This is a genomic window from Flavobacterium limnosediminis JC2902 (assembly GCF_000498535.1).
GTDB lineage: Bacteria > Bacteroidota > Bacteroidia > Flavobacteriales > Flavobacteriaceae > Flavobacterium > Flavobacterium limnosediminis.
Genome location: NZ_AVGG01000001.1, coordinates 189,823 through 213,817, shown reverse-complemented (window position 1 = coordinate 213,817; position 23,995 = coordinate 189,823). Strand labels below are relative to the sequence as shown.

Sequence of the window (23,995 nt, the reverse complement as noted above, 5' to 3'; positions counted from 1 at the left end):
CAATTATTCTAACTTTTTGTAAACCAATAGTACATGAAATAATAGGGCGCTATTTCAAGTGCGCAAAGATACAAAATAAAATAAAAGAACTTGCTAAGGATTAAGTTTTGATAATTCTTTAATGAAAAGAAGTATGTTATCATGTTAATTATCAAAATGATTGAAATTATGACAAGAAGCAGTGTTTTTGACAAAAAATCGTTGTAGAAAAGCAGAATGTTAACTGGTAAAATTAAAAGACCGATGTAGGTTCGATAGTTAACTTTCTGTAAATTAAACTGTTCGTTAAACTCTTCAATATTGAAGGTTGTGGCAATAATTTTTTCGATAAGGTACTTGGAAAGTATGAAAACGCCCAATAAGGTAACTATCTGAATATAGCTTATCCAGTTGGTTTTAGTGGTCATTTCGAAGTAACTCAGTGTGATTTGAATTAAAAAGGCAAACGAAATCAACTGTATCAGAAACATGGAGATGGTAAACCAACTGTTCATATTTCCGCTGTCTTTGTATATTTTTAAATATTTGTCCGAAATGGCAATTTTAACAAATTCGGAAAATCGAACTTCAAAAACAGAGCGGTTAATGGCAAGCACGGCAAAACATAGGACAAACAGCACAGTAGCCCAGTCTTTGCTTTCAACAACCCGTTCGGTAAATAGTAAATCCATCATAGCGGATGTAAAAATACTAAATTTTGCTATGAAATACACAGGTTGCAATTTCGGTTTCGGAAATAAAAAGTGCATGCTGCTTGCTTATTAACCTAGGTGCGTAATGGAATCATAACAAAAAGGTAATTTATTATAATTTTATTATGAATACAGCGATAGAAATAATGTATTTTTGCAGGTAAATTTAGATTAAATGAGCACCGGCGTAGTCATTATTCCTACTTATAACGAAATTGAAAACATTGAACCCATCGTTCGCGCGGTGTTTTCTCTTACTACACCTTTTCACGTTTTAATTGTGGATGACAACTCGCCCGACGGCACCGCTGCCAAAGTGGAGGAACTTCAGGAGGAATTTCCGGAGCGTCTTCATATTGAAAAACGCGCCAAAAAAGCAGGTTTGGGTACGGCATACGTTCACGGATTCAAATGGGCGTTGGAAAATGGTTTTGACTATATTTTCGAGATGGATGCCGATTTCTCACATAACCCCAAAGATTTGGAACGATTACATGAAGCTTGTGTCAACGGAGCGGATATGTCCATCGGATCGCGTTATGTGACCGGAGTGAATGTAGTGAACTGGCCGCTTAACCGTGTTTTGATGTCGTATTTCGCATCGGTATATGTTGATTTTATCATGGGGATGCGGATTCACGATGCAACGGCAGGTTTCGTTTGTTATAAAAGAAAGGTGCTTGAAACTATTAATCTAGATAAAATAAAGTTTATTGGGTATGCGTTTCAGATAGAGATGAAGTACCGAACGTTCATCAATAAATTCAAAATTGTCGAAGTCCCCATCATTTTTACGGACCGGACCAAAGGCCACTCCAAAATGAGTAACGCCATTATTAAGGAAGCCATATTCGGAGTTATTTCCTTACGAATCAGAAAAATATTCAACAGATTATAAAAGCATGAATTCTACATTAATTAAAAACGCGAAGATTGTAAATGAAGGAGTAATTTTTGAAGGCGATGTGCTTATTGAAGGCGAATTCATTAAAGAAATCGGAACCGACATCAGTCACAAGTCTTCTTTTTCCCAGGTTATTGACGCGGAAGGAAATTATTTGATTCCGGGCGCTATCGATGATCAGGTGCATTTTCGTGAACCCGGACTGACACACAAAGGTACCATTGCTTCCGAATCCCGTGCTGCGGTTGCCGGAGGGGTGACATCGTTTATTGAACAGCCAAATACGGTTCCAAACGCTGTGACGCAGGAATTACTGGAGCAGAAATACCAAATCGCTTCACAAAGTTCCTATGCCAATTACTCGTTCATGATGGGTGGAACCAATGATAATCTGGAAGAAGTTTTAAAAACCAATCCGCGTAATGTGGCCGGAATTAAACTTTTCTTAGGTTCTTCCACCGGAAACATGTTGGTGGATAACGAAGAAGTGCTGGAGAAGATTTTTTCAAGTACGCCCATGTTAATCGCGGTACATTGCGAAGATGAAGCTACCATAAAAGCCAATTTGGAGCGTTATAAAGCAGAATACGGCGATAATATTCCAATGAAGTTCCATCACTTGATCCGAAGTGAGGAGGCTTGTTACCTGTCGTCTTCCAAAGCGGTTGCATTAGCGCAGAAAACAGGGGCTCGTTTGCATATTTTCCATGTTTCGACGGCAAAAGAAACGGACTTGTTTACCAATAAAATTCCACTGGAAGATAAAAAGATAACGGCAGAAGTTTGTGTGCACCATCTTTGGTTTACCGATGCCGACTACGATACCAAAGGAACCCTGATCAAATGGAATCCTGCCGTAAAAACACAAGCCGATAAGGACGGATTATGGAAAGCGTTACTAGACGACCGGATCGACGTAATCGCAACCGATCATGCTCCTCATACCTGGGAAGAAAAACAGCAACCGTACACCAGCGCGCCTTCGGGTGGTCCATTGGTACAGCATTCGGTGGTGGCTATGTTTGAAGCTCATTTGCAAGGGAAAATTTCGGTAGAGAAAATCGTTGAAAAAATGGCCCACAACCCGGCTAAAATTTTCAAAATCGAAAAAAGAGGCTTTATCCGTGAAGGATATTATGCGGATTTGGCTATTGTTAACACCGCATTGCCTTGGAACGTAAATAAGGATAATGTTCTGTATAAATGCGGTTGGTCTCCTTTTGAAGGGGTTAACTTTAAATCAAGAATTTCGCATACGTTTGTTAACGGGCAATTGGTTTATGCCAACGCAAAAGTTAAAGAAGCTTGTTTCGGACAACGTTTATTATTCGACAGATAAACAGATAATATGAAGAAAATAGCATTGTTTTTTGTTTTGTTTGCTGCTCTGAGTTGCGGTAACGGCGCGATTGAAAAACCGGAAAATCTTTTGAGTGAAGAAATGATGGTTGATATTTTGTATGATCTGACCGTGTTACAGTCGGCAGAAAATTTAAATCCGGTGGAGTTCTCTCAGAATAATGTCAAAGTGAACGAAATGATTTATAAGAAATATAATATCGACAGTATATCGTTTGCGCAAAGTAACCGTTATTATGCAGCTGATCCTCACCATTATCAGAAAATGTTTAAGAAAGTGGTAGAAAAAATAGAAGCAAATAAGAAGGGACTTGACGAACAGACGGTAAAAGAAACCGGTAAAGAATTAGCGCCTACTTATACGCCAGCGATACAGTAGAAACATAGGTTTTCATCGGTTGAAATGTGTAATTCAGATGATTGATTACCTTGGAGTTGTTGTAGATTTCAGTAGAATGTGAGGCTTTTGCTGTAGCTCGTGTAAAACGTCTTTTTCTGCAGAATAGTTTCGAAAACAACCAATCCGCCCGCCAATAAAGAGAAGTCATATAAGGTCTTGCATAAATGTAAGGCCTTTTTTTCTGCATGCTGTCGGCTATGTCGTTTAAGAGATTTTGCAGAATGACATTTTCGGATACAATCGTAAAACGTTCACCGCTAATGTCGCTTTTCATTAACTGCATCATTACATTTACCACATCTTCTACGGCGGTAATTCCGGTGGAACCTTTGGTGTAAAAAGGGAAACCGTTATGAATCTTTTGGAGTAACTCACCACTTCCGGCAGCGCCAAATCCTTTTCCGAAAATCACCCCCGGATTAACAACCACAACGTCAAGACCTTCCTGAGCACCTCTCCAAACCTCAGTTTCGGCTCCGAATTTTGTCAGGGCATAATCGCCGTGATTTTTTTCCGGATTCCATTCGGTTTCTTCGGTTATTATTTTTTCGCCTTCTTTTGCGTCACCCAAAGCGGCAATGGAGCTGACATGGCAAAGTTTTTTCACCTTGAAGTCGATGCAGCAATTCACCACATTGGCGGTTCCTTCGATGTTGATTTTGCGGAGTTGGTCTTCGTCACGGGAATCAAAAGAAATCAGGGCGGCACAATGATAGACCTGACTGATGTTTTCAAAAGCCTTTTCCAAGGCAGGAATATCGGTGATGTCGGCCGGAACCCATTCGATTTTATCAAACAGATACGCCTTGTTTTCGGTTTGAAAAAGACGTTTTGTTTTTTCTGTGGAAGCGGTACTTCGATATATGGCACGAACCGCTTCATTTTCCTGAAGCAAATGCAGTAGGAGATGTGCACCTACCAATCCTGTTCCGCCTGTGACTAATATCATATGGCGAAATTACGAATAATGAATTCATGAAACGTAATTTTTTTTCGGATAACCAAACGCCCAAATATCCGTACAAACGAATATCCAAATCAACAATAAATTTTATCTTTGCGAACACGGAGCCTAAATGGCGGAACTGACGAAAGTAAATTGAATACAGACATGAAGAATTTTATTGAAGAAGTGACTTGGAGAGGAATGCTCCACGACGTAATGCCAGGCACGGAAGAACATTTGTTGGAGCAGATGCGTGTGGCGTATGTGGGCATTGATCCAACTGCCGATTCATTGCATATAGGACACCTGGTAGGCGTGATGCTGCTGAAGCATTTTCAGTTAAGCGGACACAAACCATTGGCGCTTGTTGGCGGAGCAACTGGTATGATTGGGGATCCGTCTGGGAAGTCCAATGAAAGAAATTTATTGGATGAGGCTACCTTGCGTCACAATCAGGACGCCATTAAGGGGCAATTGTCGCGATTTTTGGATTTTACATCCGATGCGTCAAATGCGGCCGAATTGGTGAATAATTACGACTGGATGAAAGAGTTCTCGTTTTTGGACTTCATTCGCGATGTCGGGAAACACATCACCGTGAATTACATGATGGCAAAAGATTCGGTGAAGAAACGATTAACCGGTGAAACGGCTGAAGGAATGTCCTTTACGGAATTTACGTATCAGTTGGTTCAGGGATATGACTTTTTACATTTGTACAGAGCAAAAAAATGTACGTTGCAAATGGGGGGAAGCGATCAGTGGGGAAATATCACCACGGGAACGGAATTGGTGCGTCGTATTGAAAGCGGAAAAGCGTATGCATTAACTTGTCCGTTAATTACAAAAGCGGATGGTACGAAATTCGGAAAGTCGGAAGGCGGAAATATCTGGTTGGATGCCGAAAGAACTTCTCCGTACAAATTTTACCAATATTGGTTAAATACTTCGGATGTTGATGCGGAAAAATACATCAAAATTTTCACGTTTTTAGATAAGGAAACCATTGAAAAATTAATAGCGGAACACAATGAGGCGCCACATTTAAGAGTGTTGCAGAAACGTTTGGCGGAAGAAATCACTGTGATGGTTCATTCTCAGGAAGATTTGAATAATGCCATTGCGGCTTCCCAAGCTTTCTTCAGTCCGTCAATGGATGAGCTAAAGAAATTGGATGAAAAAACATTCTTGGAAGTTTTTGAAGGAGTGCCGCAAGCGGAATTGTCGATGACGGATATTGAAACCGGTTTGGATATGATTGCCGCCCTTGCTGCCAAAACCAATTTTCTGGCTTCCAATAGTGATGCCCGCAGAGAGCTGAAACAAAACGCCATTTCTCTGAATAAGGAAAAAGTGGCGGAAGACTACATGATTTCCTCGAAAGATCTGATCAATAATCAGTTCCTGCTTTTGCAAAAAGGGAAGAAGAATTATTATGTAATTAAAGTGAAATAAATAGTAGAATAATATTATTTTTTTATTCGTGAATTCGTGGTACATAAAATTTTAACGCCACGAATTCACGAATTTTTCTTTTTATGAAATCGGTGCGTTGTTTTGCGAAAAATCAAATCGCCGAATAAACTTTATAATACCATCAGATTGCAACCCCGAATATCGGAATTATCAAAACGTCCCAATACTTCAAAAGAATGGTTGGGATATTTTTTACCCAAATCTTGTGTAGCGATGAATGAACACGAATTCAGATTGGCCAGGTCAATTACGTTGATGCCTCCGGTTTTTCCTTCAGCGACGTAACTTAAAGCGTCTTCGGTATCGCGAATGAGGATTTCCATCCAGGGCGGACATTCGAAAACCCCGTCACCTAGGGAATAGGCCTGCGATAGCAGTTCGGTCATCCCGTATTCGGAATGGATTTTGGAAACACCGAAACCATTGCAGAGAATGTCATGCAGTTCTTCGCGGATAATTTCCTTGCGTTTGCCTTTCATGCCGCCGGTTTCCATGATGATGGTGTTCTTTAGTTGGAAGTTTTGTTTCTCAATCAAATCCAGTAAAGCGTAAGTTACACCAATCAGAATCACATTTTGACCTGATTCATCGAGAGCGATGAGTTTTTCTGTAAGTTCGCTGTAATTGTGCAGGTAAAAACCGCTGTCCGGTTGGTTGGAGCATTCAATCAGGTCTTTTGCCATATAGATTAAAGACGAACCTTCGCGTTCCAGATAAGAAGGGAGCAGGGCCAAAACCACATAATCTTCTATGTTTCCGTAGAATTGCGAAAATCCCAGTCGGAAACTTTCCTCGTAGAAATTCAAATCGGTTACCAAATGACGGCTGGTGGTCATGCCGGTGGTTCCACTACTGGTAAAAGTGATTTGTATGGGTTCGGTGGAACTTACAACATCGTGTGTTTTGAAAAACTGTATCGGTAAAAACGGAATTTCAGCAATGGATTTTACGTTCGTTTTGTTTTTCTTCAGTAAGTCGCAAAATTTTTGATACACCAAATTGTTGTCGTATTGGTAACGAAATACCTTAAGAGTGATTTTTTCAAACTCTTTTTTGGAGGCGATATGAAAGATGTCGGACGTTGATAACATGAGGCAAATGTACAAAAATAAAAAAGCACCAACTTTCGCTGATGCTTTCTTTATGCGGGTAAAAAGAATTATTTTACTACTAATTTTCTTGTAGCAGTTTTTCCTTCTTCAGTGATTTTAACCATGTAAACACCTTTGTTTAAACTTGAAACGTTGATTACTTCGTTTGAAGTGGTAGTGTTTAAAACCTGTTTTCCAACAACATCATAAATAGCAATAGTTTTAACGCTGTTTGCTGTTGTAGCGATGTGTAAGATGTCGTTAGTAGGGTTAGGGTAGATGTTTAGTCCTAAAATGTTGTCAAAGCTTGTTGTCGATAACGTAAAGTTAGGAGTAGTGGCAATTCTCAACTCGTCTATGATAAGGTTTGGCGTAGCGTTCGTTGAATCCTGACGAAGAGCAAAACCACCGATAGATGAAATTGGAGCGGCTAAAGTTGCATAAACAGAAGGAACTGCTGAGCCTCCAATGGTTGGGTTTTCAGTTAAAGTTACGATCTGTGTTGCGAAATCATATCCAAATGATAGGTATACTGGAGTTCCGGGAGTGTGCAAGTTTGGAGACCATATTACTGATGCAGTGGTGTTACTTGTGGATACACCAAATTGAGATTGTGTCCCGTTTCTTCTATGCCATAATCTTGCGTCGGTGAAATTGGAGGTGCTTTGGTCAAATAATGCAAAATAAGTAACGTCTGTTAAGTCGTTTACAACAGTTGAAACGTCTGTTATGTTTACTATAAATGAAGCATAAATGGTTCCAGTAGACACAGTTGTTAAAGGTGTTCTTGCGTCTCTGCCTGTGCCAATAAAAGTTACAGAATTTCCGGATGAAGTGATGCCGGGATATGATAGGTTACCTGAAGTCACTACGATATCGTCACCTGTAGAAAACGGACTCCACATTTGTGTAGAACTTAAAACCGTAGCAGGAGTATAGTTGAAAGACTCGTTGTAAGGTAAAGAATTGGCCGTTATACAGTGTGGTGATGTTATCGGTACTACTATGTTACAAGTCCCGCCTGTAATAGTAACGGTAATGTCGGTGTCTTCCGGAATCCCGTTAATAATTATATTTCCGGCTGCAACAGAGGTTGGGTTGTCTCCTCCAACGGTTCCTGTTGATGTGTTTATGGTATAAGTTGCATTTCCTGCTCCTACGTATGGGATTGTGGCGGTATAAGTGTCTAAAGTCAGGGTGTTGGCATCGCAAACCGCTGTAGGTGTTCCTGGGGCTAAACTACATGATGAGGAAACGTTTGTTAATTTCACATCATCAAGACGCATTTGAGCAGAAGTGGTTGAAGGATTTGTAAATCGTAATGATAATGTTGCTGATGAAGGGATTTGTCCTCCGGTTACCGTAACTAAATTCCATGAAGTAGTAGTGTTCTGGGTGTATGTAATCGGGGTCCAGTTTGTTCCGCCATTCGTACTTTGTTCCACTACAAGGTGTGTGGATGTAGCGTTCGTCAGGTATCCGAAAGACAACTGAATGTCTGCTGCATTGTGGCTGGAAGTGTTTAATCCGTCGATTTGAAAAAAATTACCTACAGAAGAGGTTACGGTTAAGAATATGTTTCCACCACCCGAAGCACCGGTATATGATGAAGATGATGTAGCTCTTGCAGTTCCTGTTCCGGAATATACAATTGGTGTGGAATTTTGGAAAGTAGCAGGCGCTGTTTGAGCTGCATAGGCTGCTATAGCTGTAGTTCCAGTCGGTACTCCCATATTCTCAGAATAGAACGTTTGTCCAAAGGAAAGCGTGCTAACTACTAAAGTTAACAATAAAGTGTAAATTTGTTTCATTTTTGATTGAAATTAAAAATTGGACGACAAATATAACAAGTATTTACAGATTGTAAAACTTTTCTATATGAAATAAAGATTAAAATAAAGATTAAAATAAAGATTAATTGCGTTGCAATTATTTAACAATCAGCTTTCTTGTTGCTGAAGCATCACCCTCTTTTATTTTGATGATGTAAACACCGGCGTTGAGGTTGCCGATATTAAGTTCTTTAGAACTGATTGTAGTCTGAAGGATTCGTTTACCAAGTACATCAAAAATTTCAACTTCCTTATCGAGAGATAATTTGGAAACAATGTAAATCTTATCCCCGCTGGTTGGGTTGGGGTAGATGCTTAAACCTTCAATGGTGTTTTCTTGGGTTTTGTTCACAGACGATGCCGTCTTGCCTTCCTGAGCAGCAACGCTCATGGAGAACAGGAAAACGGCGATAAGAATAATATTAAAGTAATTTTTCTTCATGTGAACTAATATTGCGTAAAGATATAAAAATATTTTCAAAATATGTGCCAAAAATAGTTGTAAAAAAAGCGTCCTCAAATTAAGGACGCTTTTCTTGTTTTTTTAGAGTATTTTCAGATTAGAAACCTACTGTCCATTGTGCTGTCCATGAAGGAGCAGCTGCACCGTTTCCTGCACCTGTAGCTGTGTCTGAAAGGGTAGCAATACCACTAACGTCTGATGATGACGCATCGGTTTTCTTTCCTTTAGTGTTTGTTGCGATACCGTCAAATTTAGCGGCTGTTGCTTTTAATGTCTGGTTAGCAACATAGGCAATTGTCTGGTCGTGTTCCACATCGAATCCAACTTTAAAATCTTTAATAAAGATGTTGCTAAAGATTCCTTTAGTTCCTCTTCTTAATTTGAATGCCTGATTTTCTGTGTAAATATTAGCATCTGCAGTACTTCCAGGGCCTATTAGGGTAATGTTTGAAATGGTAGGGTTCGAGGTAGGAGAAGCGTCAAAGTTAAACTCATAGTTGTCTGCTTCGATTCCTCTGTTTCCTTTTCCGAAATCTAATTTCCCGTACCAGTTAGAATTCGTACCGTTCCATCCTTCTGTCCAGTCAAACTGATCGTCTTCGTTACCGATAGAAACCAGTTTTGTTGTGTTTACCGTTCCACCGAAGAATTCGAAACCATCATCAGCACCATGATATGCTTCTACGTTTTCTACAACTGTTCCGGAACCTACTCCAAAGAACGAAATACCGTTAAATTCTTTTGTTGCGTTAAAAGCAGCACCGGCATATTCAATTCTTAAATATTGAAGTACTCCTGAATTGTCGTTTGAAATTGTGCCTCCGTAAGTTAAATCGGCAACTTCTGATTGTGCGGTTGTGGAACCGATATTGATTGGCGCTTTTCCACAGATTACCAATCCGCCCCAGTCACCAGGCGCTTTGTTTGTTTTTCCGCTGGTAAAGACAACCGGACTGGAAGCTGTTCCCAACACATTTATTTTTCCGCCTTGAGCTACTGCAATATAAGAGCTTGTTCCGTTCATGCCTTCAATTTTTGTTCCGGCAGGAATGATTAAAGTGGCTCCGGAATTTACTTGGATTTTACCAGTTAATTTGTAAACTAAAGTTGAGTTTAAAGTAACTGTTCCGTCGTTAATTGTTCCTTGGAAGTTAGTGGCATCGGCAACGAAAGAGGAAGACGGTGGTGTTGGTTCGTCATCTTCTTTTGAACAACTTGTTAATACGGCAGCCGACATGGCCAAAAGTCCGAATAATTTTAAGAATGATTTTTTCATTTTCTTGTTTGATTTTAATAGTTATGTTTCTGAGGCAAAATTGCTTTATGTTTGTTTAATGAGCGTTAAGCGATTATGAACTTTGTTTTAACTTCTGCCCTGTTTTGTATTAAGTGAATGTTACGCATGTAAACAAAAGTTTTCGGTAAATAAAAAGAGCGACAATTGCCGCTCTTTGGTTGTTTTTAAAACTGATAATTAAGTCCGATACCAAAATTAATTCCTTTAGTATATGATAACAGGGTTACATCGCCGTTCGCATTTTCCTGAACTCTTTCTATTTTAGGATTCAGAAGGTTTTTGGCGGATAATCCCAATCCAAGATTTTTGTTGATTTTAGATTTGAAAATAAAATCCAGTGCTCCGACAGCCTTATCCACCTGATCTCCTTTCATGTTTGTTCCGATAGCATACAGTCGATCCGAGAAATAGGAATAAGCAAGTGTTGCCGAAATGTTACTGTCTTTATTGTTCCATTCCTTTAAGAAAGAAACGTCGGTATTGAGCAGTAATGGTGATGCTCCCGTGAATGCCGCTTTACTGTTGGTAAAAATGGCCTGGTAAATTGTTTCGTCTTCCACCTTTTTGCTGTCCAGTTCCTGAGTGGTATACATATAGGAAGCGTTTAGGCCAGCGGTTAATTTTTGGGTGTCGTTCTCGCCGAAGCCCAATATTGTTTTTCTTATTTCGGCCTCAATTCCCGCTACATATCCGTTATTTCCGGTGTTTACGAAAGAGATATCATTGGTTGATGACGCGATGGTGATTTCATTTATCGGATTCAGAATGTATTTACCGAAAGCGCCCACCGAAATCACTTCTTCAGCCTTAGGGAAATATTCCCATTTCACATCCACATTGTAATTATCGGAAGGGTATAAATCCTTGTTACCGATTTTAACTTCCGTGATATCTTCATATACGAACATGGCTCTTTCCTTAAATTGCGGTAATGTATATGTCTTACTTGCGCCAAAGCGTAAATTTTGTTTGTCGTTTACCTCATATTTTACGATCAGACTCGGTAAGAATGTGGTTTTGTTAAAGTCGTCCTCATCACCAATAGGATCCAGCTGCGTTTTCCATTTTACTTTCTGATAGATGTTTTCTCCTCTCAATCCTAATGAAGCCGTGAATTTATTGCTGAATTTGTATTCGGTGTTTAAATATCCTCCATGAATAGATTGGTCACCGGTATATTTTTGCGGATCCAAAGCATTTGCATCGTCAGGCCCACCGGAATAGGTGGAAATTTCGAAAACACCGGCAGCATAATTTTCCTGATTGTAGAACGTATCCAGATTGTTGATATCTACAATGGTGGTTAAATAAGAACTGGCTGTTTTAAAGTTAAACTGAGTGGCTTCAAAAGTTCTGTTTTTTGAACGGCCATTGTATCCCAAGGTTATTCTTCCTTTGAAATCGTTGTTTTCGTCTTTTTTGAATTTATAGTCGATGGCGGCATTGGCTACATTTTCGGTTTCCTCCAGTCTTTGGAAATAACGGTTGTTGTCTGGAGCGGATTGTGAAATGATCTGATAACCGGCGTCGGTGCTTCTGAAACTGTTGGTAGCCCTGTCCGGCATGTCTCCGTCAATTGAATTTCGGGCAATACCCCAAGTGGCTTTGATTCGTTCGCTGAAAGTATGTTCACCCAATAATTGGTTTACGAAAAGCGTGTTTTTTTCATATTGTAAACGACGTATCAGTCCGTTACCGTCATTGGCCAAATCGGCTACATAACCGTAATACTCGTCTTTGGTTTGTTTGGATGAGTTAATGAAAACCGAGTTGAAACTGATTTTGTTGTTTCTGTTTATTTTGTATCCGATGTTTGCCAATCCGGTAGTGTTCGTGTTGTATCCGATCGAAGAATACGTCTCAAAATCTTTATTGATTAAACTAGCATCACCGTTCACACCGCCTTTGGCATATCCGTCTCTTTTTGAGGTGTATTCGTTTCCGAAAGATCCTGTTCCGAACAAGCTCAGTTTTCCTTCCGATCCGATATTGAAAGCTTTTCCTCCCGAAAGTCCTAACGAACCCGAAAAAGGGGCATTTCCTTCAAGTTGTAACGTGTTAAAATCATACGTGTTGATGGTTGACGGATTTGCAGGATTACTGAATCCGGAAGCGCGGTATCCTTTCAAAAGCAAAAAGTTGTCTTCCTTAACGGCATTTGAATTGGCACCGGCACCGATGTCTAATTTTAAAAGGTCTTTTCCTTTGATGTTTTTAGAAGTGATGTCCACATTCCCGCCGGCAAAGTCACCGAATATTTTCCCGTTGTAAACTTTGTCGATGGAAACCGATTCAACAATGTCGGTAGGAAAGATTTCAAGTTTAATGTTTTTCTTCTCCGGATCGTTGGAGGGAATAGGCAAACCGTTCATGGTTGTTGAATTGTAGCGGTCTCCCAAACCACGTACATAAATATTTCCTGAGCCTTCTTGTTTTGTGATTCCTGTTGTTTTGGTAACAGCTGTAGCTACATCGGTAACCCCTTTTCGGGAAAGTTCCTGTGCTCCGATGGTCTGTTTGATTTCTACCGCTTTTTTCTGTTCCACCAAAAGGGCGGTTTCTTTTTCGCGGTTTTGTTCCACCTTAATAACCACATCCTGAAGTTCCACTCCTTTAGAGCCCAAAGCCTGGTTTATTGTTTTTGTTTCTCCGCTTTTAATGGTAAAAGGGATTTCCGCACTTTCGTATCCTAAAAAGGAAATTAGTAAAACGTGATTTCCCTCGGAAACGGAAAGCGTATAGTTGCCTTGTTCGTCTGTGTTAATGCCATTAGTGGTTCCTTTGATCATTACGGTGGCAAAAGGAAGCGCTTCATTGTTCATGTCCTTGTCCGTAATGGTACCTGTAACCGTTCCCTTTTGTGCAAAAGAAATAAGTGTAAATAAAAGAGTAGTTACTAAAAAGTTAAGTTTCATTTTCGTGTTGTTTAATTTTCCGCAAAGGAACTTCCAACACGTTAATTCGAGGTTATTCGCCTGTTATGCTTTTGTTTAAATTTTATTATCAAATTGTTACCATATTAAATAATCGTTAACACAAGGAATGCAATGTTAATGGTTTTGTATTATCTTTACCTTTACATCCCGAAAACACATAACAGTGTCCATTTATGAAAAAGAAAGACATTAAGATTTTACTGGTAGATGACGAACCGGATATTCTAGAAATAGTAGGTTATAATCTGACTCAGGAAGGTTATCAGGTTGTAACGGCAAACAATGGCAGGGAAGCCATTTCCAAAGCAAAAAAAGAAATGCCTCAACTCATTATTATGGATGTGATGATGCCTGAAATGGATGGCATGGAAGCTTGTGAAAACATTCGTAAAATTCCCGAATTGGCCAATGTTATCATAACGTTTCTTACGGCGCGAAGTGAAGATTATTCGCAAGTGGCCGGTTTTGACGCCGGTGCCGATGATTACATCGCCAAGCCTATTAAGCCGAAATTACTGGTAAGTAAAGTGAAAGCCTTACTTCGAAGACTTAAGGAAGAGGAGGCTAAAAGTGATGTGCTTCGGGTAGGAGAGATTGAAATCAATCGCGAAGAATACAAGATTATCAACAGCGGAAAAGAAATTGTTCTGCCGCGAAAAGAATTCGAATTGTTTTACCTTTTGGCATCCAAACCCGGAAAAGTATTCAAACGGGAAGAAATTCTGGACAAAGTCTGGGGTAACGAAGTGGTCGTGGGCGGAAGAACCATCGATGTTCACATCCGAAAACTGAGAGAAAAAATCGGAGACGATTTGTTTAAAACCATAAAAGGAGTAGGCTACAAACTGGAGCTGTAAATGAGTATCAATTTTAAGAAATCCTATAAATTTGCCGTAAAATCTGCGTTCTATATTGCCTTGTTTGCAGCGGGGTTGGTCGCGATTTTACTGCATTTTTTTTTTGAAATCAATTACGCCTTTTTGACGGCGTTTACCATAGCTATATTTCTGTTTTCTTTTTTTGTTTTGCAATTCCGCGTCGAGAAATTCATCTACAAACGCGTTAAGAAAATCTATGACGATGTATCGCTTCTGGATGCCACAACACTGCGCAATAAGCCCATCACAACCGATATGGCGACGTTAACCCATGACGTTCAGAAATTTGCCAAAGAGAAAAAAATCGAAATTGAAATGCTGAAAGTCCGTGAGGAATACCGCAGGGAATTTCTCGGGAATGTTTCCCATGAGCTGAAAACGCCTTTGTTTACCGTGCAAGGCTACTTGTCCACCTTGTTGGATGGCGCCATGAACGATAAAAGCATCCGTAAAAAGTACCTGGAGCGTGCAGAGAAAGGGGTGGAGCGATTGATCAGTATCGTGAAGGATCTGGATATGATTTCCAAACTGGAAACCGGTGACCTGAACCTGAATTTTACCCGATTCAATATAGTCGATGTGATCCAGAATGTTTTTGATCTGTTGGAAATGAAAGCCGATCAGAAAAACATCATGCTGATGTTCGACATGAAATACACCAAGCCGATTTATGTCTATGCCGATCAGGAAAAAATAGAGCAGGTGCTGACCAATCTGATTATGAATTCGATTAAATACGGAAGAGAGAAAGGTACAACCGAAGTCAGTATCGAGAATTTAACCAATCAGAAGGTGATTGTCCGGATTACCGATAACGGAGAAGGGATCAAAAGTCAGCATGTGCCGCGACTGTTTGAGCGTTTTTTCAGGGTGGACAAAAGCGGTTCGCGCGCGGAAGGCGGTTCCGGACTGGGACTATCCATCGTGAAACACATCATCGAAGCACATAATGAGAAAATTTACGTGGAAAGCAAATACGGCTTCGGTTCCGAATTTTCGTTTACCTTAGAAAAAGCAAAATAACTGATGAAGGGATTCGGAAGAAATAAAGTTGGGTTCCAAAGCGTTTTAGGATTGCAGCGAATCGTATTCCTGTTTTTCTTTTGCGGTTTGTTTCTTTGTTGTAAACCTAAAAAAGCGATGGTTGGAAGCGATAGATGGGATGTTGAACAACTGAAACTTAAATCGGAATCCCATTCGGATACTGCAAAATGGGATTTGAAATTGTATAAACAGGACATTGCTACTTTTGAAAAATACGCCGAAGCTCTTTCGATTTACCCGCTGAACAAAACACCTTTTCCGGTAGCCGAATACGATTATGCCGTAGCCAGCACTCCGATTACGGTTAAAGTGAAAAATTATCTTTTTAAAGGTGTCAGAATCGGGGAATATGAGAACCCTGAATCGGAAGTTGTGAAAGATGCCCTCACTTTGCTGGTCTTAACCAATGATGCAAACGCGGAAGAATCCACACTCGTAGAATCGAGAAATTTTCCTTATTTGACCGCTCAGGGATTTTTTAAAACGGCCGACAATAAATTCGACTGGGTTTTCTCGAAGAGTCCCGATGGTTTCAGTACGCTTTTATTCAATATGAAGTTATTTGACCTGCGATTCGGCCAGACCATTGTTATAGTGCCTCAAAAAGACAAGTCCTTTGTGTATTGCCAGATAAATGATTCGCCTGAAAACTATAAAAATCAGGAAGAATTCAATTTGTCGATTTCGGAAAACAGTAAAATACGGGATTTGTTGTCGAGGAAAAATACGATTGGCAATTAGATGTTTCAGGCTTTCAACTGAAAATAGAGAGGAGTTCATTCAAACTTACCTCATTTTTTCCAACGTCTTTCAGCCCTTTGTATATGCTAACCTGAAGCAAATGTTCGGCTTTGAAACTGTCTTGCTTTGATGAGGGTACCACTCCTTTCTTTGTAAGCTTTTTGGCCAGGTATTCCTGTTCGTATTGCCCGGGCGTCGGAATGAAAAATGCTTTTTTGTCCAATTTCGCCAAATCCATAATTGTAGTATAACCCGATCGGCACAAAATCATTTTACTCTGATTGAAAGCTATCTCCAGTTCAGCGGTATTCATGAAATTATAATAGGTACAGTTGAAACGTTTACTGATCTTTTGTTCCTCTTCAACCACACCGCGGACAAAAAGAATCGTCCCGTCATAGTTTTTTAATTCAAGATTCAGTTTTTCCTCCAATAGGGTGCGTTGCGGTTCCGGACCCGATAAGATCACCATAAGATCGTAGATTTCTTCCGTCTCTTTTTTGTTGAACCGGCTAAGCGGACCAATGTATTTCAGGTTGAGGTTTGAATTGTTCAAATGGCCCAGTTTACCTGATAAATTCGGTTTTCCTGCCACATCGGGAATCCAGCAGATGTCGAACTTTCTGATGAAATGATGATGGATTTTTGTAGTCAGCCAAGAGGTGTTTCCCGTTAGGACATTCAGTTGGTGGGTGATAAAGACAGTCGGAACCTTTTTGGAATGCACCCCCAGACGGTTATCGGAAATAATACCGTCAATATTGTACTGTTCGATCCAGTTTTCGGCTGTTTTTCGCTCATTACGGACTGCGTGAAACATATTCGGAATTTGTCGGAACAGTTTCCATTTGAAATTGGCGCCGTTCTGGGCATACTGAATTTTATACGAAGGAAGTTCCAGTGCCGTCAGTTGTGGGAATTCTTTTTTCAGTAACGCTAAGGCAATTCCGTCCGATGCGAGTACGGGTTCAAAGCCATTTTTTTGCAATGCTTCAATGATGGGAATGCATCGCGTGGCGTGGCCCAAACCCCAGTTTAAAGGCGCTACTAAAATTCTTTTTTTGTTCATTTTATCTGAGGGTTCACAATAAAACCGCTTAACTGTTTAGTAACCAATTCTTTTAAAAGATTGTTTATCTTTGGCGAAAAATAATACTGCAAAGTAAAACTATTTTTATTGCGGTATATTTCCTTAATTTTACCAAAATTTTAAATTAAGTCGTGGGAAGTAAAAATAAGTTAAAAAGATTTAAGGAAAACGCTACATTTGATAATGTTTTCCAGCCAACAAGAGAAGAAGTGGTGAATGATACATTTCCGTTGAAAGGCAAGTGGAACAAGGAGTTTTTTAAGAATGACCATCCGCTGGTTCTGGAATTGGGTTGTGGAAAAGGAGAATATTCGGTTGGTTTGGCAAATCGCTATCCCGAGAAGAATTTTATCGGTATCGATATAAAAGGAGCGCGATTCTGGAGAGGAGCCAAAACGGCTGTCGAAAACGGAATGCACAACGTAGCCTTTTTGCGTACCCAAATCGAGTTAATCGAGCATTGTTTTGCCGAAGGGGAAGTAGACGAAATCTGGATTACGTTCCCGGATCCGCAGATAAAATACAAACGCACGAAACACAGAATGACCAATTCCGAGTTTTTACAGCGTTACAAAAAAATATTAAAGGCTGACGGGGTGATGAATCTGAAAACGGATAGTGAATTCATGCACGGATATACGCTTGGCCTGCTTCACGGAGAAGGACACGAAGTGATTTATGCGAATCACAATGTATATAAAAACGAAGGCGCTCCGGAAGTGGTAACCGCAATTCAGACGTTTTACGAAAGTCAGTATTTAGAGCAGGATAAAGCCATTACCTACATACAATTCAGGATAAAGTAATGAATTATTTTTTGCCGCTCATATTAGGTTTTACGGCTGCTTCGATAGGGGTTGCCCCACCGGGACTGCTCAACATGACGGCGGCAAAAGTCAGTGCTGTCGACGGAAGGAACCGTGCCATAATTTTTGCGCTGGGCGCCAGTGTCACAGTCTTTTTTCAAACCTATATTGCTGTTTTATTCGCCAAATTCATAGATAGAAATCCCGATATAGTTGTTCTTTTGCAGGAAATCGGGGTTTTTATTTTTTCAGCATTGACCGTCTACTTCTTTTGGGCAGGTAAAAAGAAAAAAAGGAAAGAGGAAGAGATTAGAATGCGAAGCAAAACCAGTCGTTTCTTTTTAGGAATGCTGCTTGCGTTTCTCAATTTGCTGCCTATTCCGTACCATGTTGTGATAAGCATATGGTGTTCGCGTAAAGGGTGGTTTTTCTTCAATCAGTCGCATATCTCCCTTTTTGTTTTGGGATCGGTAACAGGTTCTTTTTTAATGTTCTACCTCTATATTCTGTTTTTTAAGAAGAAAGATGTCGACAAACCTTCTTTTCTGATGACCAACGGAAATTACATCATCGGAACCGTAACCGGAATCATTTCCCTGTTTACCCTTTTTAAAATCATAACCAGTTAATGGCCGTTGATACCGATAATTTTTTCGAAAGAGTCTATGCGGTGGCGCGTCAAATTCCTTACGGAAAGGTTACCTCTTATGGCGCCATAGCCAAAGCGTTAGGCGCTGCCCGTTCCGCAAGAATGGTGGGTTGGGCAATGAATGCTTCTCATTTAAAAGAAGATATTCCCGCGCACAGGGTAGTTAACCGTAAAGGCATGCTTACTGGGAAACACCATTTTGACGGAACCAACCTGATGCAGCAATTATTGGAAAGTGAAGGGATTAAAGTGAAGGATAGTCAGATTGTTGATTTTGAAAAGCATTTCTGGCAACCGGAAGTCCAACAATAATCTTAAAAATTCACAAAACTTTTGCGTTTAGCTTTTCTCTATTAAACTTTTCAGACTATCTTTGCAATCTAAAATCAGTCTTAATAAAAGACTGAAAAAGAAAGATTTAAAGTATTCTCAAATAAAGATTTAAAGGATTCTCATTTAATATGAAATTAGACAGAAAAGAAATTCTTAGTGCTTTGGAAACCATTTCTATTGCCGGAGAAGGAAAGAATATGGTGGAAAGCGGTGCGGTTCAAAACGTAATCACTTTCGGAGATGAAGTAGTGGTGGATTTGTTATTGACAACACCGGCCATGCACATTAAAAAACGTGCTGAGGTGGACATCATCAAAGTAATCCACGAAAAAATATACGACAAGGCGAAAGTTAAAGTTAATATCAAGGTAGAAGCACCGGAAAAACCGGAAATCAAAGGAAAATCCATTCCTGGAATCAGCAACATTATTGCCGTTTCTTCCGGAAAAGGAGGTGTCGGGAAATCTACCATTACTGCCAATTTAGCCGTAACGTTAGCCAATATGGGCTTTAAAGTAGGTGTTTTGGATGCCGATATTTACGGGCCTTCGATGCCTATCATGTTTGATGTTGAAAAATCAAAACCAATTTCGGTTGAGGTGGACGGTAAATCGAAAATGAAACCAATCACCAGCTATGGTGTGGAATTACTTTCCATCGGATTCTTCACCAGTCCGGATCAGGCAGTAATATGGAGAGGTCCTATGGCGTCTAAAGCCTTAAACCAAATGATTTTCGATGCCGATTGGGGCGAATTGGATTTCATGTTAGTCGATTTGCCACCGGGAACCGGAGACATTCACTTGTCGATCATGCAGTCGTTGCCTATTACCGGAGCGGTTGTCGTGAGTACCCCTCAGGCAGTGGCTTTGGCCGATGCTAAAAAAGGAGTGGCGATGTTCCAAAACGAAAGCATCAACGTGCCGGTTTTGGGAATCATAGAGAATATGGCCTATTTCACACCGGAAGAATTACCAAACAATAAATATTACATCTTCGGAAAAGAAGGTGCTAAAAATCTTGCAGAAGATTTAAATGTTCCTTTCCTTGGCGAGGTGCCTATTGTTCAAAGCATCCGTGAAGCGGGAGATTACGGTCGTCCGGCGGCGTTGCAAACGGCTACGGCGGTACAGGCAGCTTTCGAAGAACTGGCACGAAGCGTGGTGTCGGAAACGGTAAAAAGAAATGATAATCTTCCGCCAACCGAAGCAATTAAAATAACAACGATGGCAGGATGTTCTGCTGTTAAAAAATAAATTGATGGGGAAATGGGATAACTTGGGAACCGACTTTGTTTGCTTTTCAAATTATCTCATTTTCAAATTATCTCATTTTCAAATTAGAAAAAATGAATACAGAAGAACTTACGTCAACCATACAAAAAGCACTGGATGAAATCCGTCCGTTTTTAAATTCCGATGGTGGCGACATTACGCTGGTCGAAATTGAAGACGGGAAACACGTAAAAGTACGCTTGGAAGGTGCCTGTACGTCCTGTAAAATCAACCAGATGACATTGAAAGCGGGTGTGGAAACTACCATAAAAAAATACGCGCCACAAATCGAAACGGTTGTAAATATTGCCTGATTATTTGGGCGTGCCCCAAGGGTCGGGCTGTACGCTATATCTTTTATTCTGCTGCGCGCCATAAAAGGATGCCGCTCCCATCCCTCACGCAAACCTGACATAAATCATGTTTGGTGACTTTGCAACTTTGTAACTTTGCTACGCTGACTCGAACCATAGGGCGGGCAGATGCAATAAACTTAAAGAAATGATTGAAACAGATATAATAATTATCGGAGCCGGCCCAACGGGTCTTTTTGCCGTTTTTGAAGCCGGTCTTTTAAAATTGAAATGTCACCTCATAGACGGCTTGCCGCAACCGGGCGGACAGTTGACGGAGTTGTATCCCAAAAAACCCATTTTCGACATTCCCGGATACCCAACCGTTGGGGCCGGAGAACTTATCGACAACCTGATGGAACAGATCAAACAGTTCCAACCCGGATTTACCTTGGGTGAAGTTGCGGAGACAGTGGATAAACTAGAAGACGGAACCTTTATCGTTACGACCAATAAAGGAACAAAACATAAAGGGAAAGCAGTGGCTATTGCAGGAGGTTTGGGAAGTTTTGAGCCAAGAAAACCTATTTTGAAAGATTTGGAGTTTTATGAGCAGAAAGGCAGAGGTGTCAAGTATTTCATAAAAGATCCGGAGAAATTCAGAAATAAAAAAGTAGTGATTTCCGGTGGAGGTGACTCGGCATTAGATTGGAGTATTTTTCTTTCCAATGTGGCTTCGGAAGTGACTTTGGTGCACAGAAGAAACGAATTCCGCGGGGCTTTGGATTCGGTTGAAAAAGTGCAGGAACTGAAACATGCCGGAAAAATCAAACTGATTACACCGGGCGAAGTGGTTGGTTTTAAAGGATCGGAACGTATTGAATCGGTGGATATTGAGGTTAACGGAGCCCGTATGAATGTAGAAACGGATTACTTTATTCCGCTTTTCGGTTTAACGCCAAAATTGGGTCCGATTGCGCACTGGGGACTGGAAATTGAAAAAAATGCCATCAAAGTAAATAACGCTTTGGATTATCAGACCAATATCGAAGGGATTTACGCCATCGGTGATGTGAATACCTATCCGGGAAAACTGAAACTGATTTTGTGCGGTTTCCACGAAGCGACTTTAATGTGCCAAAGCGTGTACAACCGAATCAATCCGGGGAAAAAATACGTATTGAAATACACCACGGTTTCCGGAGTGGACGGTTTTGACGGAACAAGAAAAGAAGCGGAAAAAGCTGTCGTTAAATCCATTGATTAAGTATGTCACAAGATGTAACTATAAAAATTATTGACAGAGAAGGAGTCGCTCACGAAGTGCAAGCGCCAACAGACATGAACATGAACATCATGGAACTGGTTCGTGCTTACGAATTGGCTCCGGAAGGAACCATAGGGATCTGTGGCGGAATGGCCATGTGTGCTTCCTGTCAGTGCTACGTTTTAAATGATGTGGAACTTCCGGAGAAATCACCCGATGAGGATGCCATGCTCTGGGAAGCCTTCAATGTAAAAGACAACAGCCGACTGGGTTGTCAGATTCACATAACGGAAGCCATTGACGGACTGGAAGTTGAATTGGCACCGGAATCCTAATAAACACAAGCGAAGATTTTTCTTCGCTTTTTTTGTAACAAAATTTTAACAGCTGCGTATAATCACAATATTCCGCAGAAAAAAGGAATTAGGTATTATCCAGATGAATTTAACTTCCTATTCGCCAGGTTTACACAAACTGGTAACGCTTCAGGTTGACGAAATGAAAAAGCTTACAGACAGTCAGCAGTTTGTAGCTGTCACCGAATTAATTCTTGAAAAATTCGCTCTGGAAAAAGTGGGCCTTGTGGTTCATGATTTCGAAAATGACAGTTTTACAATTGCAGTATGTCTGAAAGAATCTCATATTTGTATACACACCTGGCCGGAATATAATCAACTGACTTTGGATGTTTATTTGTGCAATTATTTGCAGGATAATTCTGCAAAAGTAAAAGCGGTAACTCAGGAATATATAGATTATTTTGGCGCGACGATTATTAAAGATTTCGAAATTAACAGATAAAATATGAAGGTTCCTTGTTATCATTGTGATGTCACTACTGATGTAGAGGTTAATTTTGATGTGAAAACGTTCGTCTGTCCCAATTGTCAAAATCTTTATCTTATGGCTGACGACGGACTTCGTTCCCAAAAAGGATTCAGTCACAGAAGGCCTTTGGCAGGGTTGAATGTGGGGCAGAAGGGAAGGCTGCGTGGGGAAGATTGCACCGTAACCGGAATTCTGACCAAAAAAGCTTACGGTAGTTATTATTGGGATGAATATATTCTGGAAAGCAAAAAAGGTGATTTTATCTACCTTTCAGAAGCCAGTGGTCATTGGATTTTACTCAAGGAAGTTGAAGACAGCTATGATGTAAAAAATCATCCCAGATTTCTGACCCATAATGAAATCCGTATGAATCTCTACGATTATACCGATACCGAAATTGTAGCAGCGCAAGGCTATTTCGATTTTGTTATTCCGGTCAAAAAGGTGCACATGGTTGAGTATATTCAGCCACCTTATATCATTTCAATTGAAACGTTGGGAGATCAGGAAGCTACTTTTTTCGGGGAACATATTTCGGTTAAGGAAATAAAAAAAGGATTCTCGATGCCTAAAACGCCAATAAAGACGGGAGTAGGAATGGTACAGCCGTTTTTAATTAATGTTCGGAATTTAGCCATAATCATGTGTTCGGCAGCGGTACTGATTTTATCCTCTCACCTGTTTATTTATAGTGACAAAACAGAACAGGTGGTTTTGAGCGAATCCTTAACTTTTGATCAGCATAAAGACAAGTCATTTGTAAGTCCTTCCTTTGTTTTGAAAGGCGGTTCGGCGCCATTAACTATTTCTACCCGCTCGGACGTTGATAATTCCTGGGCGAATCTTCAGGTGGCTTTGGTGAATGAAAAAACAAATGAAGAGGTTTATGCCAACAAAGACATTGAATACTATCACGGTTATACGGATGGCGAAAATTGGACAGAAGGCGATACTTCAGAGGAATTCAATATTTGCGGTGTCAATGAAGGGAAATACCATATCGTGGTTACTCCGATGAAAGCTCCGGAAGACATAACAAATAATTTTATTAAGGTGAATGCAGTTTGGAATCAGCCTTCCATGTGGAATGTTTGGATGCCTATTTTGTTTATGGGCATTTTAACGGTCGGATTGTATTATCTTTCAATTTATTTCGAACAAAAAAGGTGGGCGGAAAGCAGTTATTCACCCTATGACAACTAATCATGGACACTATTTATAAACTAATAAAGAGTAATTTAATCGCCATCGTCATCGGATTGTTTTTCTATCTGATGTTTTTGCATTTTACGTATTCCGGAAACAGAATATGTGATTGCGAATCAACCGAAAATTACAGCCCGAATCGAACGGGAAGCCACGTGGCAGTAAATCGTTTTTATCATAAATAATATTT

The 23,995-nt window shown here is 40.2% G+C and carries 25 protein-coding genes; 17 read left to right on the top strand and 8 right to left on the bottom strand.

Features of this window, described 5'->3' with window-relative positions:
* Positions 1-8: 8 nt before the first annotated feature.
* Positions 9-674 carry a DUF4271 domain-containing protein gene (locus FLJC2902T_RS00975; protein WP_035676832.1) on the bottom strand — a complete coding sequence of 222 codons (666 nt, stop codon included), beginning with the start codon at positions 672-674 and terminating at the stop codon, positions 9-11.
* A 193-nt stretch (positions 675-867) separates the two neighbouring features.
* On the opposite strand from FLJC2902T_RS00975, the gene FLJC2902T_RS00970 reads away from it, so the two are divergent.
* Genes FLJC2902T_RS00970 through FLJC2902T_RS00960 form a run of 3 tightly spaced genes read left to right on the top strand, consistent with a single transcriptional unit; the run spans position 868 to position 3,334 of the window.
* Positions 868-1,590, top strand: a complete 723-nt coding sequence (locus FLJC2902T_RS00970) for a polyprenol monophosphomannose synthase (RefSeq protein WP_023577910.1) — start codon at positions 868-870, stop codon at positions 1,588-1,590.
* Positions 1,591-1,594: 4 nt separating this feature from the next.
* Positions 1,595-2,935, top strand: a complete 1,341-nt coding sequence (locus FLJC2902T_RS00965; RefSeq protein WP_023577909.1) for a dihydroorotase — start codon at positions 1,595-1,597, stop codon at positions 2,933-2,935.
* 9 nt (positions 2,936-2,944) lie between these two features.
* A complete protein-coding gene (locus FLJC2902T_RS00960) occupies positions 2,945-3,334 on the top strand; it encodes a DUF4296 domain-containing protein (RefSeq protein WP_023577908.1) in 390 nt (129 codons plus the stop codon).
* Here the strand turns inward: FLJC2902T_RS00960 and FLJC2902T_RS00955 are convergent.
* Positions 3,309-4,304 carry an NAD-dependent epimerase/dehydratase family protein gene (locus tag FLJC2902T_RS00955; protein WP_023577907.1) on the bottom strand — a complete coding sequence of 332 codons (996 nt, stop codon included), beginning with the start codon at positions 4,302-4,304 and terminating at the stop codon, positions 3,309-3,311. The genes FLJC2902T_RS00960 and FLJC2902T_RS00955 overlap by 26 nt on opposite strands.
* Before the next feature lie 162 nt (positions 4,305-4,466).
* Here FLJC2902T_RS00955 and tyrS point away from each other — a divergent pair, with 162 nt between their 5' ends.
* Positions 4,467-5,756, top strand: coding sequence for a tyrosine--tRNA ligase (gene tyrS, locus FLJC2902T_RS00950; protein WP_023577906.1), 1,290 nt, complete (start codon positions 4,467-4,469; stop codon positions 5,754-5,756).
* A 131-nt stretch (positions 5,757-5,887) separates the two neighbouring features.
* Here the strand turns inward: tyrS and FLJC2902T_RS00945 are convergent, their stop codons facing one another.
* The 5 genes from FLJC2902T_RS00945 to FLJC2902T_RS00925 form a co-directional block, all read right to left on the bottom strand.
* Positions 5,888-6,868 (bottom strand): LuxE/PaaK family acyltransferase, encoded by a 981-nt coding sequence (locus FLJC2902T_RS00945; RefSeq protein ID WP_023577904.1) that lies wholly within the window; start codon positions 6,866-6,868, stop codon positions 5,888-5,890.
* A 68-nt stretch (positions 6,869-6,936) separates the two neighbouring features.
* Positions 6,937-8,679 (bottom strand): T9SS type A sorting domain-containing protein, encoded by a 1,743-nt coding sequence (locus FLJC2902T_RS15670; protein WP_023577903.1) that lies wholly within the window; start codon positions 8,677-8,679, stop codon positions 6,937-6,939.
* Between the two features lie 118 nt (positions 8,680-8,797).
* Entirely contained in the window at positions 8,798-9,142 is a 345-nt protein-coding gene (locus tag FLJC2902T_RS00935) for a T9SS type A sorting domain-containing protein (RefSeq protein WP_023577902.1), read from the bottom strand.
* 118 nt (positions 9,143-9,260) lie between these two features.
* Positions 9,261-10,439 (bottom strand): hypothetical protein, encoded by a 1,179-nt coding sequence (locus FLJC2902T_RS00930; RefSeq protein WP_023577901.1) that lies wholly within the window; start codon positions 10,437-10,439, stop codon positions 9,261-9,263.
* 185 nt (positions 10,440-10,624) lie between these two features.
* Complete coding sequence (locus FLJC2902T_RS00925; protein ID WP_023577900.1) at positions 10,625-13,375, bottom strand: TonB-dependent receptor; 2,751 nt, start codon at positions 13,373-13,375, stop codon at positions 10,625-10,627.
* A 194-nt stretch (positions 13,376-13,569) separates the two neighbouring features.
* Between FLJC2902T_RS00925 and FLJC2902T_RS00920 the strand changes: the two genes are divergently transcribed.
* From FLJC2902T_RS00920 to FLJC2902T_RS00910, 3 genes are read left to right on the top strand one after another with little or no spacing between them, the layout of a single operon-like run.
* A complete protein-coding gene (locus tag FLJC2902T_RS00920; protein ID WP_023577899.1) occupies positions 13,570-14,253 on the top strand; it encodes a response regulator transcription factor in 684 nt (227 codons plus the stop codon).
* A complete protein-coding gene (locus FLJC2902T_RS00915; protein WP_023577898.1) occupies positions 14,254-15,297 on the top strand; it encodes a sensor histidine kinase in 1,044 nt (347 codons plus the stop codon). It begins immediately after the preceding gene.
* 3 nt (positions 15,298-15,300) lie between these two features.
* Complete coding sequence (locus FLJC2902T_RS00910; RefSeq protein WP_023577897.1) at positions 15,301-16,059, top strand: hypothetical protein; 759 nt, start codon at positions 15,301-15,303, stop codon at positions 16,057-16,059.
* Between the two features lie 13 nt (positions 16,060-16,072).
* Here FLJC2902T_RS00910 and FLJC2902T_RS00905 read toward each other — a convergent pair whose 3' ends face one another.
* The gene (locus tag FLJC2902T_RS00905; RefSeq protein WP_023577896.1) at positions 16,073-17,128 is read right to left on the bottom strand and encodes a glycosyltransferase; all 1,056 of its coding nucleotides are present in this window, start codon (positions 17,126-17,128) and stop codon (positions 16,073-16,075) included.
* Positions 17,129-17,280: 152 nt separating this feature from the next.
* Here FLJC2902T_RS00905 and trmB point away from each other — a divergent pair, with 152 nt between their 5' ends.
* The 10 genes from trmB (at position 17,281) to FLJC2902T_RS00855 (ending at position 23,990) form a co-directional block, all read left to right on the top strand.
* The gene (trmB, locus tag FLJC2902T_RS00900; RefSeq protein WP_023577895.1) at positions 17,281-17,955 is read left to right on the top strand and encodes a tRNA (guanosine(46)-N7)-methyltransferase TrmB; all 675 of its coding nucleotides are present in this window, start codon (positions 17,281-17,283) and stop codon (positions 17,953-17,955) included.
* The gene (locus FLJC2902T_RS00895) at positions 17,955-18,584 is read left to right on the top strand and encodes a hypothetical protein (RefSeq protein WP_035676601.1); all 630 of its coding nucleotides are present in this window, start codon (positions 17,955-17,957) and stop codon (positions 18,582-18,584) included. Before trmB ends, FLJC2902T_RS00895 begins: the two co-directional genes overlap by 1 nt.
* Positions 18,584-18,916 carry an MGMT family protein gene (locus tag FLJC2902T_RS00890; RefSeq protein WP_035676598.1) on the top strand — a complete coding sequence of 111 codons (333 nt, stop codon included), beginning with the start codon at positions 18,584-18,586 and terminating at the stop codon, positions 18,914-18,916. Before FLJC2902T_RS00895 ends, FLJC2902T_RS00890 begins: the two co-directional genes overlap by 1 nt.
* Positions 18,917-19,065: 149 nt before the next feature.
* Positions 19,066-20,193: an Mrp/NBP35 family ATP-binding protein gene (locus tag FLJC2902T_RS00885; RefSeq protein ID WP_023577892.1), complete on the top strand. Its 1,128-nt coding sequence runs from the start codon at positions 19,066-19,068 to the stop codon at positions 20,191-20,193.
* Positions 20,194-20,285: 92 nt separating this feature from the next.
* Entirely contained in the window at positions 20,286-20,525 is a 240-nt protein-coding gene (locus FLJC2902T_RS00880; protein ID WP_023577891.1) for a NifU family protein, read from the top strand.
* 187 nt (positions 20,526-20,712) lie between these two features.
* Positions 20,713-21,771, top strand: coding sequence for an NAD(P)/FAD-dependent oxidoreductase (locus tag FLJC2902T_RS00875; protein ID WP_023577890.1), 1,059 nt, complete (start codon positions 20,713-20,715; stop codon positions 21,769-21,771).
* A 2-nt stretch (positions 21,772-21,773) separates the two neighbouring features.
* Positions 21,774-22,106: a 2Fe-2S iron-sulfur cluster-binding family protein gene (locus FLJC2902T_RS00870; RefSeq protein ID WP_023577889.1), complete on the top strand. Its 333-nt coding sequence runs from the start codon at positions 21,774-21,776 to the stop codon at positions 22,104-22,106.
* A gap of 103 nt (positions 22,107-22,209) precedes the next feature.
* The gene (locus FLJC2902T_RS00865; protein WP_023577888.1) at positions 22,210-22,572 is read left to right on the top strand and encodes an S-adenosylmethionine decarboxylase family protein; all 363 of its coding nucleotides are present in this window, start codon (positions 22,210-22,212) and stop codon (positions 22,570-22,572) included.
* 3 nt (positions 22,573-22,575) lie between these two features.
* Positions 22,576-23,802: a DUF4178 domain-containing protein gene (locus FLJC2902T_RS00860; RefSeq protein WP_081712520.1), complete on the top strand. Its 1,227-nt coding sequence runs from the start codon at positions 22,576-22,578 to the stop codon at positions 23,800-23,802.
* Positions 23,803-23,804: 2 nt separating this feature from the next.
* Positions 23,805-23,990, top strand: coding sequence for a hypothetical protein (locus FLJC2902T_RS00855; RefSeq protein ID WP_023577886.1), 186 nt, complete (start codon positions 23,805-23,807; stop codon positions 23,988-23,990).
* Positions 23,991-23,995: the final 5 nt, after the last annotated feature.